Below are 14925 nucleotides of genomic sequence, written 5' to 3' on the forward strand. Positions count from 1 at the left end.
TAATATGTTGTCATTCAATCAGGTATCCGCCCATTACGGCAAAATTCAGGCGCTGCATCAGGTCAGTCTCACGATTAGTCAGGGCGAAATCGTGACGTTAATCGGCGCCAACGGCGCCGGTAAAACCACGCTGCTCGGCACCCTGTGCGGCGAACCGCGCGCCAGCGAAGGCAGCATCGTCTTCCAGGGGCAGGACATCACCCAGTGGCAAACCTCGCGTATCATGCGCGAAGCGGTGGCGATCGTTCCTGAAGGGCGGCGAGTCTTCTCGCGCATGACGGTGGAAGAAAACCTGGCAATGGGCGGCTTCTTCGCCGATCGCCAGCAGTATCAACAGCGCATTGAACGGGTGTTCACGCTGTTCCCGCGCCTGCTGGAGCGCCGAAGCCAGCGTGCCGGCACCATGTCCGGCGGCGAACAGCAGATGTTGGCCATCGGCCGCGCGCTGATGAGCCAGCCGAAGCTGCTGCTGCTCGACGAACCTTCGCTTGGGCTGGCGCCCATCATCATTCAGCAGATCTTCGACATCATTCAGCAGCTGCGGGAAGAGGGCATGACCATCTTCCTGGTTGAGCAAAACGCCAATCAGGCGCTGAAATTGGCGGACCGCGGTTATGTGCTGGAAAACGGCCGCGTGGTGTTGGAAGATACGGGGGCTGCATTGTTAGCCAACGAAGCAGTGAGGTCGGCGTATCTGGGCGGTTAATCCGCCCCCCTACGAATTAAAATAATCAGGTACGAGAAGAAGAAATGAAGACAGAAGGGTTACTCGCGCAGCGCATCGTTAACGTAAAAAGTTCGGCCATCCGTGAATTGCTTAAGCACAGCAAGATGGAACACGTCATTTCGCTGGCGGGCGGCATCCCCTCTGATGCGCTGTTCGATTTCGAAGGATTGAGCACCGCCACCCAGCAGGCGATCACCGAACAGCCGAAAAGCGCATTCCAGTACGGCCTGACCGAGGGCAGCCCGCTGCTGCGTGAGCGCATTTGCGCGCTGTGCGCCGAGCGCGGCGTCACCGCGCGCGCAGAAGAGGTGATGGTCACCGCCGGCTCTCAGCAGGCCCTGGATTTGGTGATGCGCGCCATCGTCAACCCGGGCGACGTGTTCGTGGTGGAGCGCCCGACCTACCTGGCGGCGCTGCAAACGCTGGAACTGGCGGAGGCCAACATCATGTCGGTCTCGTCCGACAGCGACGGCATGGTGGTGGAAGAGCTGGCCGAGCTGCTGAAAACCCAGCGCATCAAGGGCGTGTACGTGGTGCCGAACTTCGGCAACCCCAGCGGCATCACCCTCAGCGCCGCGCGCCGCGAACTGCTGGTGAAGCTGGCCGCCGAACATAACTTCCTGATCATCGAAGACGATCCGTACGGCGAGCTGCGTTTCACCGAAGAGCGCCACCCGACGCTGCATCAGGTGTCGCAGCAGGTGCTGGGCAACACCGACCACATCATCTATACCTCGACCTTTTCCAAGATCCTGGCGCCGGGCCTGCGTTTGGGCTGGGCGATCCTGCCGCCGTTCCTGCTGCATAAAGTGGCGATCATCAAACAGGCGGCGGATCTGCACGCCAGCGCCCTGTCGCAGAGCATCGTCGAATGCTACCTTGGCCTGGATCGCCTGCCGGCGCAGATCGACAAGATCCGCGCCGCCTATAAACACAAGGGCGAGATCCTGGCCGGTTTGGTGGAGCAGGAGCTGGGCGACTACATCACCTTCGATAAACCGAAGGGCGGCATGTTCCTGTGGGCGCGTTTCCGCCAGCCGTTCAACGCCACCGAATGGCTGAACACCACGCTGCAGCAGGGCGTGGTGTTCGTGCCGGGGGAATACTTCTTCTCCGACAACCCGGATCGTTCGACCTTCCGCCTGTCGTTCGCCACCGCCACCGAGCAGCAGATGCAAGAAGCGGTGGCGCGCCTGCGTCGTTCGCTGTAATCCTCGCGGCGGCGGAGCCCATGCCCGCCGCCGACATCAAACCGCCATCTTCACTTCACCTTGCCGTCATGTGGCTGTCATCTAACGGTTATTTTTCTGTCATCCGCGCATGGCATGTTAGCTTCCGAACAAAAAACTGATTCTTTTCGCTCACGCGCTTTTACACCAGCTTTTCAGGAGTTAGGCATGCTCACCTACGCTATTCGCAAAACCACGCTGTGCGTCGCGTTGACCCTGGCGGTCAGCACTCAGGCGCTGGCGGCGACCGAGATCCCGTTCTGGCATTCGATGGAAGGCGAACTGGGTAAGGAAGTGGATTCCCTGGCGGATCGCTTCAACCAGTCGCACAGCGACGTCAAGATTGTGCCGGTTTATAAAGGCAACTACGAACAGAGCCTGGCGGCGGGCATCGCCGCTTACCGCTCCGGCAAGGCGCCGGCGATCCTGCAGGTTTACGAGGTGGGCACCGCCACCATGATGGCAAGCAAAGCCATCAAGCCGGTCTATGAAGTGTTTAAAGAGGCCGGCATCAACTTCGACGAGTCGGTGTTCGTGCCGACGGTAGCCGGCTATTACACCGACAACAAGAGCGGCCATCTGCTGTCGCAGCCGTTCAACAGCTCCACGCCGGTGCTGTACTACAACAAAGACGCCTTCAAGAAGGCCGGCCTGAACCCAGACCAGCCGCCGAAAACCTGGCAGGAACTGGCGGCGGATACCGCCAAACTGCGCGAAGCCGGCATGAAGTGCGGTTACGCCAGCGGCTGGCAGGGCTGGATCCAACTGGAGAACTTCAGCGCCTGGCACGGCGTGCCGTTCGCCAGTGAAAACAACGGCTTTGGCGGCACCAGCGCCAAGCTGGAGTTCAACCAACCGCTGCAGGTCAAACATATTGCGCTGCTCGAAGCGATGAACAAGAAGGGCGACTTCACCTATTTCGGCCGCAAAGACGAATCCACCGAGAAGTTTTATAACGGCGACTGCGCCATCACCACCGCCTCATCCGGTTCGTTGGCGGACATCAAGCACTACGCCAAATTCAACTACGGCGTCGGCATGATGCCGTACGACGCCGACGCGAAAAATGCGCCGCAAAACGCCATCATCGGCGGGGCCAGTCTGTGGGTGATGAACGGCAAAGACGCCGCCACCTACAAGGGCGTGGCCGAGTTCCTGCAGTACCTGGCGCAGCCGGAAATCGCCGCCGAATGGCACCAGAAGACCGGCTATCTGCCGATCACCACCGCGGCTTACGATCTGACCAAGCAGCAGGGCTTCTACGACAAGAACCCGGGTGCCGACGTCGCCACTCGTCAGATGCTGAACAAGCCGCCGTTGCCGTTCACCAAGGGCCTGCGCCTGGGCAACATGCCGCAGATCCGCAGCGTGGTGGATGAGGAACTGGAAGGCGTGTGGACCGGCAAGAAAACGCCTCAGCAGGCGTTGGACGCCGCCGTGCAGCGCGGTGACGTGCTGCTGCGCCGCTTCGAAGCATCGACCAAGTAACCCTGCGTCGCGAGCCCGACAGACCGGGCTCGCATCTTCACGCCGATCCTTCCTTACCCGATCAATGGTTTAACTGCTATGTCATCTTCCCGTCCCGGTTTCGGCTGCAGCTGGTTGCCCTATGCGTTGGTGCTGCCGCAGCTGCTGATTACCGCCGTCTTCTTTTTATGGCCCGCCGGCGAGGCGCTGTGGTATTCGGTGCAGAGCCTCGATCCGTTCGGCCTGTCCAGCCAGTTTGTCGGGCTGGATAACTTTAAGCAGCTGTTTCAGGATCCTTACTATCTCGATTCGTTCTACACCACGCTGATCTTCAGCTTCCTGGTGGCGGGCATCGGGCTGGCGGTGTCGCTGTTCTTTGCCGCGCTGGTGGACTACGTGCTGCGCGGCAGCCGCCTCTATCGCACGCTGATGATCCTGCCCTACGCGGTGGCGCCGGCGGTGGCGGCGGTGCTGTGGATCTTTCTGTTCAACCCCGGCCTGGGGTTGATCACCCATTTCCTCAACGAGCTGGGCTATAACTGGAACCATGCGCAAAACAGCGGCCAGGCGATGTTCCTGGTGGTGCTGGCCTCGGTATGGCAGCAGATAAGCTATAACTTCCTGTTTTTCCTCGCGGCGCTGCAGTCGATCCCGCGCTCGCTGGTGGAGGCGGCGGCCATCGACGGCGCCGGCCCGGTGCGGCGTTTCTTCCATCTGGTGCTGCCGCTGATCGCGCCGGTGAGTTTCTTCCTGCTGGTGGTCAATCTGGTGTACGCCTTCTTCGATACTTTCCCGGTGATCGACGCCGCCACCGGCGGCGGGCCGGTGCAGTCCACCACCTCGTTGATCTACAAGATCTACCGCGAGGGCTTCGCCGGATTGGATCTCTCCAGCTCTGCCGCGCAGTCGGTGATTCTGATGCTGCTGGTGATCGGCCTGACGGTGATCCAGTTCCGCTTTGTCGAACGTAAGGTGCGCTACCAATGATTGAGAATCGACGCGGGCTGGACATCTTCAGCCATGTGATGCTGATTATCGGCGTGCTGGTGGTGCTGTTCCCGCTGTACGTGGCCTTTGTCGCCGCCACGCTGGACGACAAACAGGTGTTTCAGGTGCCGATGACGCTGGTGCCCGGCGGTCACCTGTGGGAGAACATCCGCAATATCTGGCAGGGCGGCGTGGGCAACCTCAAGGTGCCGTTCTCGCTGCTGCTGCTCAACAGCGTGATCATGGCGCTGGCGATCACCTGCGGCAAGATCGCGGTGTCGGTGCTGTCGGCTTACGCCATCGTGTATTTCCGTTTCCCGCTGCGCAGCCTGTTTTTCTGGCTGATTTTCCTCACCCTGATGCTGCCGGTGGAGGTGCGCATTTTCCCGACGGTGGAGGTGATCTCCAACCTCAACCTGCTGGACAGCTATACCGGCCTGACGCTGCCGCTGATGGCCTCGGCCACCGCCACCTTCCTGCTGCGCCAGTTCTTCATGACGCTGCCGGATGAGCTGCTGGAGGCGGCGCGCATCGACGGCGCGGGGCCGATGCGTTTCTTCTGGGACATCGTGTTGCCGCTGTCGAAAACCAATCTGGCGGCGCTGTTCGTCATCACTTTTATCTACGGCTGGAACCAATATCTGTGGCCGATCCTGATCACCAGCGACGCTTCGATGGGCACCGCGGTGGCGGGCATCAAGAGCATGATCTCCACCTCCGGCGCGCCGACCCAGTGGAACCAGGTGATGGCGGCGATGATTCTGACTTTATTGCCACCGCTGGCGGTGGTGCTTCTGATGCAGCGCTGGTTTGTGCGCGGTCTGGTTGATAGCGAGAAATAACGACGATGGCAGGATTAAAACTACAGGCGGTCACCAAGTCTTACGACGGTAAAACGCCGGTGATCAAACAGATCGACCTCGATGTGGCGGACGGCGAATTCATCGTGATGGTCGGCCCGTCCGGCTGCGGCAAATCCACGCTGCTGCGGATGGTGGCCGGGCTGGAGCGCACCACCAGCGGCGATATCTATATCGATACCCGGCGCGTGACCGATCTGGAGCCCAAGGATCGCGGCATCGCGATGGTGTTCCAGAACTACGCGCTCTATCCGCACATGAGCGTGTACGACAACATGGCTTACGGCCTCAAGATCCGCGGTTTCGGCAAGGAGCATATCCGCCAGCGGGTGGAGGAAGCGGCGCGCATCCTGGAGCTGGAACCGCTGCTCAAGCGCAAACCGCGCGAACTTTCCGGCGGCCAGCGCCAGCGCGTGGCGATGGGGCGCGCCATCGTGCGCGAACCGGCGGTATTCCTGTTCGATGAACCGCTGTCCAACCTGGACGCCAAGCTGCGGGTGCAGATGCGTCTGGAGCTGCAACAGCTGCACCGCCGTCTGAAAACCACCAGCCTGTACGTGACCCACGATCAGGTGGAGGCGATGACGCTGGCGCAGCGGGTCATCGTAATGAACAAGGGCGTGGCGGAGCAGATCGGCACCCCGAGCGAAGTGTATCAGCGGCCGGCTTCGCTGTTCGTCGCCGGCTTTATCGGCTCGCCGGCGATGAACCTGTTGCCCGGCACCCTCAGCGCCGACGGCGGCCAGCTGCTGCTGGCGGAAGGCATGGCGCTGCCGTTACCGGCGGCCAAACCGCAGTGGGCGGGGCGGCAGTTGACGCTGGGCATTCGGCCGGAGCATATTCAGCTGGTGGCGCAAGGCCAGGGCGTGCCGCTGCAGCTGCAGACGCTGGAACTGCTGGGGGCCGACAATCTGGCGCACGGCCAGTGGGGCGGTCACGGGGTGATCGCGCGGTTGTCGCATGAAACCTTGCCGACGGCGGGCAGTACGCTATATTTGCAGCTGCCTGCTCAGGCGCTGCACTTCTTTGACACCCACAGCGGATTACGGATGGATTGATGACGAGACCCTGGCCTTACCCTCATATTGTCGCCCACCGCGGCGGCGGTTCTCTGGCGCCGGAAAACACCCTGGCGGCGATCGACGTCGGCGCGCGCCACGGCCACAAGATGATCGAGTTCGACGCCAAGCTGGCGCAGGACGGGCAAATTTTCCTGCTGCACGACGACACGCTGGATCGCACCAGCAACGGTTGGGGCGTGGCGGGCGAGCTGCCGTGGGACAAACTGGTGCAGCTGGACGCCGGCAACTGGTACAGTTCGGCCTTCAAGGGCGAGCGGCTGCCGCTGCTGTCGGAGGTGGCGGAACGCTGCCGGGAACACGGCCTGATGGCCAATATCGAGATCAAACCGACCACCGGCAGCGACGATGAAACCGGGCGGGTGGTGGCGCTGGCGGCGCGGTTGCTGTGGCAAGGGCAGACCGACCCGCTGCTCTCCTCCTTCTCGGTGGAAGCGTTGGCGGCGGCGCAACGCACCGTGCCGGACTTGCCGCGCGGCCTGCTGCTGGAGGCCTGGGACGACAACTGGCGCGAGCTGACCGAACGCCTGGACTGCGTCTCGCTGCATATCGATCACAAAGCGCTGACCGCCGAGCGGGTAAAAGCGTTGAAAGACGCCGGGCTGCGCATTCTGGTGTACACCGTCAACCAACCGGATCGCGCGCGCCTGCTGCTCGACTGGGGCGTTGACTGCATTTGCACCGACCGGATAGATTTGATCGGCCCGGATTTTTAATCCGGCACCGATGAATCCCGCGACGACAAGCCTTGCCGCCGCACCACCGGAAGGAATGCGATGCCTGGCTTTATCCTGTCACTGTGGCACCAGATCGTGCTGTCTTTACCGCTGTTTGTTCTGATTGCGTTGGGTTATGGGCTGATTCGCTGGGGGAAATGGCCTGCCAGCATCACCGATGGCCTGACGCGCTTCGTGTTTTCCCTCGCCTTGCCCGCCATGCTGTTTCGCATGATGTGCGACTTCTCGCAGCGCCCGGCGGTCGACGCCCGGCTGCTGATCGCGTTCTTCGGCAGTTGCCTGATGGTGTTCGTGCTCGGCCGCCTCGTCGCCCGGCATCTCTTCCGGCTGGATGGCGTCGCCGGATCGGTGTTTGCGCTGGGCGGTATTTTCTCCAATAACGTGATGCTCGGCTTGCCGATCGCCAACGTGATGCTGGGGGAGGCGGCGATCCCGTCGGTGGCGCTGGTGCTGGTGTTCAACGGCCTGATCCTGTGGACGCTGGTGACGGTGTCGATCGAATGGGCGCGCAACGGTTCGCCGACGCTGAGCGGTTTCGTTAAAACCGCGCGTAGCGTGCTGACCAATCCGCTGATCGTCGGCATCTTATCCGGCACCCTGTTCAGCCTGACCGGCCTGCCGCTGCCGGCCTTCGTCGATCGGCCGGTCAGCATGCTCGGCCAGGTGGCGGCGCCGCTGTCGCTGGTGGTGCTCGGCATGGGCCTGGCGGAGTATCGCATCAGCGAAGGCTGGCAGCTGAGCAGCGCTATCTGCGTGCTGAAGTTGCTGGTGCAGCCGTTGGTAATTTGGCTGCTGGCCTGGATGATGGATCTGCCGCCGATGGAGACCCGCGTGGTGGTGCTGTTGGGCTCAATGGCGGTGGGGGTGAACGTCTACCTGATGTCGCGCCAGTTCAATACGCTCACCGGCCCGGCCGCCACCAGTCTGGTGATGTCCACCGTGCTGGCGGCGATCACCACGCCGCTGATCCTCACCGTTATGGGCGTGCGGGCGTAGCCGGCATCGGCGCCTGCGGCACCGCCGGCGCGGTGCGATTGAACGGATCGCGCGGCTGGTTGCCGTTGGGCAGCAGTTGCCCGCCGTTCGGCGCGGTTTGCAACAGCTGTTGCCGTTGATTGTCGAACTGTCGCTGCTGCTGCAGGCGGCGTTGATCCATCTGCCGGTTGTTCAACAAGCGCTGTTGTTGCGCCTGCTGGCTGTTTTGGTTGAGTAACTGCTGCTGCGAGCGCAGGTCGGTTACGCCGTTGGCCGCCGCCGCCAACCCAGGCAGCAACAGCAGAGCGAACAGAATGTGAGAAGTTTTCATGATGGTTACCTCGCCTTTTTATTAAGCCTAACCCAGCGGTGAAATTTTGCCGGTAGTTTATCTTTTGTTCGGATGTAAACCGCCTTTTCACCAACGCGGTGCGCATCTTCCGTTACAATCGCCCTTTCGGTCTTTTTAGGGTGAACCCATCGTGCTGCTTTTGGTTATAACCACCATTCTGTGGGCATTTTCTTTCAGCCTGATTGGCGAGTACCTGGCGGGCCACGTCGACAGCGGATTCTCGGCGCTGGTGCGCATCGGGCTGGCGGCGCTGGTGTTTCTGCCGTTTCTGCGTTGGCGCAACATCAAACTCAAGGTGATCCTGCTGTATATGCTGGTGGGCGCCTTCCAGCTGGGCATCATGTATCTGTTCAGCTTCCGCGCCTATCTGTACCTGACGGTGCCGGAATTCCTGCTGTTCACCGTGCTGACGCCGCTGTACATCACGCTGATTTACGACTTGCTGAGCGGCCGACGCCTGCGTTGGGGCTATGTCTTCAGCGCGTTGCTGGCGGTGCTGGGCGCGGCGATTATCCGCTATCACCAGCTGAGTGAGCATTTCTGGTGGGGGCTGTTGCTGGTGCAGGCGGCGAACATCAGCTTCGCCATCGGCATGGTCGGCTATAAGCGCCTGATGGAAGTGCACCCCTTGCCGCAGCACACCGCCTTTTCCTGGTTCTACCTGGGGGCGGCGGCGGTGGCGGTGGTGGCCTGGTTCCTGTGGGGCAATCCGCAGCAGCTGCCAACCACCAATCTGCAGTGGGGCGTGCTGATCTGGCTGGGCGTGGTGGCGTCGGGGCTGGGTTACTTCATGTGGAACTACGGCGCGACGCAGGTCGATGCCGGCACGCTCGGCATCATGAACAACATGCATGTGCCGGCCGGCTTGTTGGTCAACCTGGCCATTTGGCAGCAGCAGCCGCACTGGCCGAGCTTTATCCTCGGCGGGGCGGTGATCGTCGCTTCGCTGTGGGTGCACCGCCGCTGGGTGGCGCCGAAACAGCTCGGCTAAACGAGGGCCGGCAGTTTACACGCCGGCCGCCAACGCTTTGGCGCCGGTCGCGCCGGGGCGTGCCGCGTCGCGCACGAACGGCAGATGATCGCAGGCGTGCTGGCGGGCCGAGCGGATAAAGGCTTCGGTCACCGCCTGGCGCTGTTCGCCGTCGCGCACGGCGGCGTACAGGCGGCTCCACAGGCCGTCACCCAGGGTTTTGGTCACCACCAGCCCCTGCCGTTCGAAACTTTCCACCACCCAATGCGGCAGCGCCGCAATCCCCATCCGCGCCGAGACCATCTGGATCAGCAGCAGCGTGTTATCGACGTTCTTCAACGCCGGGTTGACGCCCGCCGGCTGCAGGAAATGCCGCCAGATATCCAGCCGCTGGCGTTGCACCGGGTAAATCAACAGCGTTTCATCGCTCAAGTCTTCCGGCTCGATGTGCGGCTTGTCGGCGAGCGGATGATCCGGCGCCAGCACCAGACGCACCTCAAAATCGAACATCGGCGAATAGTGCAGGCCGCTGCGCGGCAGGATATCCGACGTCATCACCAGATCCAGCTCGCCCTGTTGCAGGGCTGGCTGCGGATCGAAAGTGACGCCGGAGGTAAAGTCCATCACCACCTGCGGGAAACGCTGGCGGAAGTTGTCCAGCGCCGGCGTCAGCCACTGAATGCAGCTGTGGCATTCGATGGCGATGCGCAGCGTGGTTTGATGCGGCTCGTGGCAGGCCTGCAGCGCCTGCTGGATCTGCGGCAGCACCTGTTCCGCCAGCTGCAGCAGGATCTCGCCCTGGGCGGTGAAGCGTAGGGGCTGGCTCTTGCGCACGAACAGCTTGAAGCCCAGACGTTGCTCAAGATCGCTGAACTGGTGCGACAGGGCAGACTGCGTCTGATGAAGTTGGGCCGCCGCCCCCGCCAACGAACCGCTGTTGCGCAGAGCCTGCAGCGTCCGTAAATGTTTCAGTTCGATCATGAGAGTCCTTCACATTGACAGTGAATAAATTGCGCTTGTGGTTAATACAGTACCTGCTGATTATGGATGTGTAAACATCTGGACGGCTAAATGGGGAATATGACGATGGCAATCTTGAATCACACACTGGGTTTTCCTCGCGTTGGGCTACGACGTGAACTGAAAAAAGCTCAGGAAAGCTACTGGGCCGGCAACTCAACGCAGGAAGAGCTGTTGGCGGTTGGCCGCGAGCTGCGCGCTCGTCATTGGCAGCAGCAACGGCAGGCCGGGGTGGATTTGGTGCCGGTCGGCGATTTCGCCTGGTACGATCATGTGTTGACCACCAGCCTGCTGCTGGGCAACGTGCCGGCGCGCCATCAGAATGCGGATGGCTCTATTGATCTGGACACGCTGTTCCGCATCGGCCGTGGCCGCGCACCGACCGGCGAGCCGGCGGCCGCGGCGGAAATGACCAAATGGTTTAACACCAACTATCACTACATGGTGCCCGAATTCCAGCAAGGCCAGCAGTTCAAGCTGGGCTGGACCCAACTGCTGGACGAAGTGGACGAAGCGCTGGCGCTGGGGCATCACATCAAGCCGGTGCTGCTTGGCCCGGTGACCTATCTGTGGTTGGGTAAAGTGAAGGGCGAGCCGTTCGACCGCCTGTCGCTGCTGAAAGAGATCCTGCCGGTTTACCAGCAGGTGCTGGCGGAGCTGGCGAAGCGCGGCGTCGAGTGGGTGCAAATCGACGAACCTGCGCTGGTGCTGGAGCTGCCGCAAGCCTGGCTGGACGCCTTCAAACCGGCGTATGACGCGTTGCAGGGGCAGGTTAAGTTGCTGTTGACCACGTATTTCGACAGCGTCGGCCACAACCTCGACACCATTCGCACGCTGCCGGTGCAGGGGCTGCACGTCGATCTGGTCGCCGGCCATGACGATATCGCCGCGCTGAGCGCCGCATTGCCGCAAGACTGGCTGCTGTCGCTGGGCGTGATCAACGGCCGCAACGTTTGGCGCGCCGATCTGAGCCGCTGGTTCGAACGTCTGCAGCCGCTGGTGGGACAGCGCCCGCTATGGATCGGCACCTCCTGTTCACTGCTGCACAGCCCGATCGATCTGAGCGTGGAAAGCCGTCTGGACGAAGAAGTGAAAAGCTGGTTCGCCTTCGCCCTGCAAAAATGCGCCGAGCTGGCGCTGTTGAGCTCGGCGCTGAACGCGCCTGACGCGACGAAACAGGCCGAGCTGGACGCCTACAGCGCGCCGATCCGCGCCCGTCGCCAGTCGAACCGCGTGCATAACCCACAGGTTGAGCGCCGTCTGGCCGCGATCACCGCGCAGGACTGCGAACGTCGCAGCGTGTACGTCGAGCGCGCCAGGGCGCAGCGCGAGCGTTTCAAGCTGCCGGCCTGGCCGACGACGACCATCGGCTCGTTCCCACAGACCACCGAAATCCGCGGCCTGCGTCTGGACTTCAAACAGGGCCGTTTGGACGGCAGCAACTACCGCACCAGCATCGGTGAGCACATCAAACAGGCGATCGTCGAGCAGGAGCGCCTCGGGCTGGACGTACTGGTGCACGGTGAAGCCGAGCGCAACGACATGGTGGAGTATTTCGGTGAGAACCTCGACGGCTTCGTGTTTACCCAGAATGGTTGGGTGCAGAGCTACGGTTCCCGCTGCGTGAAGCCGCCGGTGATCATCGGTGACGTCAGCCGTCCGGAAGCCATTACCGTCGAATGGGCCAAATTCGCCCAGTCGTTGACCGACAAGCCGGTGAAAGGCATGTTGACCGGGCCGGTGACCATCCTGTGCTGGTCGTTCCCGCGTGAAGACGTGACCCGCGAAGTGATCGCCAAGCAGATTGCGCTGGCGCTGCGCGACGAGGTGGAGGATTTGGAAAAAGCCGGTATCGGCATCATTCAGGTCGACGAACCTGCGCTGCGCGAAGGGCTGCCGCTGCGACAATCCGACTGGGCCGCCTACCTGAACTGGGCGGTGGACGCCTTCAAATTGAACGCCGCCGTGGCGCAGGATGACACCCAGATCCACACCCACATGTGTTACTGCGAGTTCAACGACATCATGGACTCCATCGCCGCGCTGGACGCCGACGTGATCACCATCGAGACCTCGCGTTCCGATATGGATCTGCTGGAAGCCTTCAAAGAGTTCGAATACCCGAACGAAATCGGGCCGGGCGTCTACGATATCCACTCGCCGAACGTGCCGAGCGTGGAATGGATCGAAGCGCTGCTGCGTAAAGCGGCGCAGAACATCCCGGCGGAACGCCTGTGGGTCAACCCCGATTGCGGCCTGAAAACTCGCGGTTGGCCGGAAACCCGGCAGTCGCTGGCCAACATGGTATTGGCGGCGCAGCGCCTGCGCGAGCACGCGTGATGCCGTGCGGCGGGTAAACCGCCGCAGATAGATTTACTGGTGTGATGATTGGGCGCTTCGGCGCCCTTTTTTATGCGAGGAGGATTACTTGACGCCGTGCTGGGCGAACCACGCCAGCATGCGCTGCCAGCCGTCTTCCGCCGCTTCGGCGTTGTAGCTGGGGCGATAGTCGGCGTTGAATGCGTGCCCGACGCCAGGATACACCACGATTTCGGCATCGGCGTTGGCGGCGCGGATCGCCTGACGCATGTTTTCCACCGTATCCAGCGGAATGCCGCTGTCCTGCCCGCCATACAGCCCCAGCACCGGCGTTGACAAGTGCGTGGCGACATCGACCGGATGCTTCGGCGAATTCAGCGTTTTTTCACCCACCAGTTTGCCGTACCAGGCGACGGCCGCTTTTAACTGCGGGTTGTGCGCCGCGTACAGCCAGGTAATGCGGCCGCCCCAGCAAAAACCGGTGATCGCCAGCTTGCCGGCGTCGCCGCCGTGGCGGATAGCCCAGTGCGCGGCGTGATCCAGATCCGACAGCACCTGACGATCCGGCACCTTGGTCACCAGCTGCTGGAACAGCTCGCCGATATCGGTGTAGTCGTTGGCGTCGCCCTGGCGGAAATAGAGCTCGGGGGCAATCGCCAGATAGCCCTGTTTGGCCAGACGACGGCACAGATCCTGAATATGTTCATGGACGCCGAAGATTTCCTGCACCACCAGCACGATGGGGAAGGGACCGTTGTGGTCAGCGGGTTTGGCGACGTAGGCCGGCAGCGCGTCTCCCTGGGAAGGAATAGTCGTTTGCCCGGCGTGAATGCCCTGTTCATCGGTGATAATCGCGGAGGCGGCTACCGGCGCGGCGGCCGGGGCGAATCCTCCCTGAGCCTGTTCTAATGTCATCACATGTTCGGTTTTCATTGCGGTCTCCGTGCAATAGAAAAAAGCGCTGAGATTAACTATAGGAAAGATTACCCATTATTGGCGCTGCGTGGCGCACTTTCGGACAAGTCGATAAAAAACGGCTAATTATCTGGCTTTACGGCATTTTTAAGCGCTTTTTATCATGTTATTACGCGTTTTGGCCCGCGTAAGTGCCATAAGGTGCGTTAGAGGGCTTTTTTGTCCCTAAGCAACCGATAAGATGGGGGTATTTCGAATTGATGAGCTAAATAGTTTCAGCCGGCAATCAACGGGCAGGGAGCGGCAAGGTTTGTCGGCTAGACTGAGGTTTAGCGGTGCGTTCTGGATGCCTTATAGTGCTTTTTTTGTGATAAATATCACAAAAAATATGTAGTATGTAATTTGTTTCTCTTTTCATAGTGACTATCGTCACGAAATTAAGCGGCGATTTTCAGTAGAGTGCTTTTTTGTTCCTCCCAATAAACATGATCCATGAGGAGTCTCGTATGTCTCAGTCTGATGTTTTTCATCTCGGCCTCACCAAGAACGATTTACAAGGGGCCCAGCTTGCCATCGTGCCGGGCGATCCGCAGCGCGTAGAGAAAATTGCCAAGCTGATGGAAAATCCGGTGCATCTGGCCTCCCATCGTGAATTCACCACCTGGCGCGCAGAGCTGGATGGCAAGGCGGTGATCGTCTGCTCCACCGGCATCGGCGGCCCGTCTACCTCTATCGCGGTGGAAGAGCTGGCGCAGCTGGGCATCCGCACCTTCCTGCGTATCGGCACCACCGGCGCCATTCAGGCGAACATCAACGTCGGCGACGTACTGGTGACTACGGCAGCGGTACGCCTCGACGGCGCCAGCCTGCACTTTGCGCCGATGGAGTTCCCGGCGGTCGCGGACTTCGCCTGCACCACCGCGCTGGTGGAAGCGGCCAAAGCCAGCGGCGCCACCACCCACATTGGCGTGACGGCTTCTTCCGATACCTTCTATCCGGGCCAGGAACGTTACGATACCTACTCTGGCCGCGTGGTCAGCCGTTTCAAAGGCTCGATGGAAGAATGGCAGGCGATGGGCGTGATGAACTATGAAATGGAATCCGCCACGCTGCTGACCATGTGCGCCAGCCAGGGCCTGCGCGCCGGCATGGTGGCCGGGGTGATCGTTAACCGCACCCAGCAAGAGATCCCGAACGCCGAGACCATGAAAAACACCGAAAGCAAAGCGGTGCAGATCGTGGTGGACGCCGCCCGCCGTCTGCTGTAATCGCCTTCCCTCAACGGGCC

14 protein-coding genes are annotated in these 14925 nt (G+C 61.3%); 11 read left to right on the forward strand and 3 right to left on the reverse strand.

Going from position 1 to position 14925, the window contains the following annotated elements; genetic code table 11:
• Positions 1-4 precede the first annotated feature (4 nt).
• The 8 genes from livF (at position 5) to ACJ8PE_RS22085 (ending at position 8082) form a co-directional block, all read left to right on the forward strand.
• Complete coding sequence (gene livF / locus ACJ8PE_RS22050) at positions 5-706, forward strand: high-affinity branched-chain amino acid ABC transporter ATP-binding protein LivF (RefSeq protein ID WP_004934391.1); 702 nt, start codon at positions 5-7, stop codon at positions 704-706.
• Positions 707-750: 44 nt separating this feature from the next.
• Entirely contained in the window at positions 751-1938 is a 1188-nt protein-coding gene (locus ACJ8PE_RS22055) for an aminotransferase-like domain-containing protein (RefSeq protein WP_197762110.1), read from the forward strand.
• A 186-nt stretch (positions 1939-2124) separates the two neighbouring features.
• The gene (gene ugpB / locus ACJ8PE_RS22060) at positions 2125-3444 is read left to right on the forward strand and encodes a sn-glycerol-3-phosphate ABC transporter substrate-binding protein UgpB (protein WP_197792945.1); all 1320 of its coding nucleotides are present in this window, start codon (positions 2125-2127) and stop codon (positions 3442-3444) included.
• Between the two features lie 78 nt (positions 3445-3522).
• Positions 3523-4410, forward strand: coding sequence for a sn-glycerol-3-phosphate ABC transporter permease UgpA (ugpA, locus tag ACJ8PE_RS22065; RefSeq protein WP_197792944.1), 888 nt, complete (start codon positions 3523-3525; stop codon positions 4408-4410).
• Positions 4407-5252 carry a sn-glycerol-3-phosphate ABC transporter permease UgpE gene (gene ugpE / locus ACJ8PE_RS22070; protein WP_004934403.1) on the forward strand — a complete coding sequence of 282 codons (846 nt, stop codon included), beginning with the start codon at positions 4407-4409 and terminating at the stop codon, positions 5250-5252. Before ugpA ends, ugpE begins: the two co-directional genes overlap by 4 nt.
• A 5-nt stretch (positions 5253-5257) precedes the next feature.
• A complete protein-coding gene (locus ACJ8PE_RS22075) occupies positions 5258-6328 on the forward strand; it encodes a sn-glycerol-3-phosphate import ATP-binding protein UgpC (protein WP_197762114.1) in 1071 nt (356 codons plus the stop codon).
• Entirely contained in the window at positions 6328-7065 is a 738-nt protein-coding gene (gene ugpQ, locus ACJ8PE_RS22080; protein WP_033644980.1) for a glycerophosphodiester phosphodiesterase, read from the forward strand. The genes ACJ8PE_RS22075 and ugpQ overlap by 1 nt, the downstream gene beginning before the upstream one ends.
• A 60-nt stretch (positions 7066-7125) precedes the next feature.
• On the forward strand, positions 7126-8082 hold the full coding sequence (locus ACJ8PE_RS22085; protein ID WP_197762116.1) for an AEC family transporter: 957 nt from the start codon (positions 7126-7128) through the stop codon (positions 8080-8082).
• On the opposite strand, the gene ACJ8PE_RS22090 is transcribed toward ACJ8PE_RS22085, so the two are convergent.
• A complete protein-coding gene (locus ACJ8PE_RS22090; RefSeq protein WP_033652650.1) occupies positions 8063-8392 on the reverse strand; it encodes a hypothetical protein in 330 nt (109 codons plus the stop codon). The two genes, ACJ8PE_RS22085 and ACJ8PE_RS22090, sit on opposite strands and share 20 nt — an antisense overlap.
• 151 nt (positions 8393-8543) lie before the next feature.
• Here ACJ8PE_RS22090 and ACJ8PE_RS22095 point away from each other — a divergent pair, with 151 nt between their 5' ends.
• Positions 8544-9404 (forward strand): carboxylate/amino acid/amine transporter, encoded by an 861-nt coding sequence (locus ACJ8PE_RS22095; RefSeq protein WP_197762118.1) that lies wholly within the window; start codon positions 8544-8546, stop codon positions 9402-9404.
• Positions 9405-9419: 15 nt separating this feature from the next.
• Here ACJ8PE_RS22095 and metR read toward each other — a convergent pair whose 3' ends face one another.
• The gene (gene metR, locus ACJ8PE_RS22100; RefSeq protein ID WP_197792943.1) at positions 9420-10364 is read right to left on the reverse strand and encodes an HTH-type transcriptional regulator MetR; all 945 of its coding nucleotides are present in this window, start codon (positions 10362-10364) and stop codon (positions 9420-9422) included.
• Positions 10365-10454: 90 nt separating this feature from the next.
• On the opposite strand from metR, the gene metE reads away from it, so the two are divergent.
• Entirely contained in the window at positions 10455-12743 is a 2289-nt protein-coding gene (gene metE, locus ACJ8PE_RS22105) for a 5-methyltetrahydropteroyltriglutamate--homocysteine S-methyltransferase (protein ID WP_197792942.1), read from the forward strand.
• An 84-nt stretch (positions 12744-12827) separates the two neighbouring features.
• Here the strand turns inward: metE and ACJ8PE_RS22110 are convergent, their stop codons facing one another.
• Positions 12828-13655 carry a dienelactone hydrolase family protein gene (locus ACJ8PE_RS22110; RefSeq protein WP_033652652.1) on the reverse strand — a complete coding sequence of 276 codons (828 nt, stop codon included), beginning with the start codon at positions 13653-13655 and terminating at the stop codon, positions 12828-12830.
• 488 nt (positions 13656-14143) lie between these two features.
• On the opposite strand from ACJ8PE_RS22110, the gene udp reads away from it, so the two are divergent.
• A complete protein-coding gene (gene udp / locus ACJ8PE_RS22115; RefSeq protein WP_004934432.1) occupies positions 14144-14905 on the forward strand; it encodes a uridine phosphorylase in 762 nt (253 codons plus the stop codon).
• Positions 14906-14925 lie beyond the last annotated feature (20 nt).

This window comes from Serratia sp. CY74737 (assembly GCF_052166775.1).
In the GTDB taxonomy this organism is placed as follows: domain Bacteria; phylum Pseudomonadota; class Gammaproteobacteria; order Enterobacterales; family Enterobacteriaceae; genus Serratia; species Serratia ureilytica.

Excerpts from the sequence above, each read along its gene's own strand:
- ACJ8PE_RS22075 (WP_197762114.1), top strand. The coding sequence starts at position 5,258 with ATGGCAGGATTAAAACTACAGGCGGTCACCAAGTCTTACGACGGTAAA.
- livF (WP_004934391.1), top strand. The coding sequence starts at position 5 with ATGTTGTCATTCAATCAGGTATCCGCCCATTACGGCAAAATTCAGGCG.
- ACJ8PE_RS22110 (WP_033652652.1), bottom strand. The coding sequence starts at position 13,655 with ATGAAAACCGAACATGTGATGACATTAGAACAGGCTCAGGGAGGATTC.
- ACJ8PE_RS22090 (WP_033652650.1), bottom strand. The coding sequence starts at position 8,392 with ATGAAAACTTCTCACATTCTGTTCGCTCTGCTGTTGCTGCCTGGGTTG.
- ACJ8PE_RS22055 (WP_197762110.1), top strand. The coding sequence starts at position 751 with ATGAAGACAGAAGGGTTACTCGCGCAGCGCATCGTTAACGTAAAAAGT.
- ugpB (WP_197792945.1), top strand. The coding sequence starts at position 2,125 with ATGCTCACCTACGCTATTCGCAAAACCACGCTGTGCGTCGCGTTGACC.
- metE (WP_197792942.1), top strand. The coding sequence starts at position 10,455 with ATGGGGAATATGACGATGGCAATCTTGAATCACACACTGGGTTTTCCT.
- ugpE (WP_004934403.1), top strand. The coding sequence starts at position 4,407 with ATGATTGAGAATCGACGCGGGCTGGACATCTTCAGCCATGTGATGCTG.
- metR (WP_197792943.1), bottom strand. The coding sequence starts at position 10,364 with ATGATCGAACTGAAACATTTACGGACGCTGCAGGCTCTGCGCAACAGC.
- ugpA (WP_197792944.1), top strand. The coding sequence starts at position 3,523 with ATGTCATCTTCCCGTCCCGGTTTCGGCTGCAGCTGGTTGCCCTATGCG.
- udp (WP_004934432.1), top strand. The coding sequence starts at position 14,144 with ATGTCTCAGTCTGATGTTTTTCATCTCGGCCTCACCAAGAACGATTTA.
- ugpQ (WP_033644980.1), top strand. The coding sequence starts at position 6,328 with ATGACGAGACCCTGGCCTTACCCTCATATTGTCGCCCACCGCGGCGGC.
- ACJ8PE_RS22085 (WP_197762116.1), top strand. The coding sequence starts at position 7,126 with ATGCCTGGCTTTATCCTGTCACTGTGGCACCAGATCGTGCTGTCTTTA.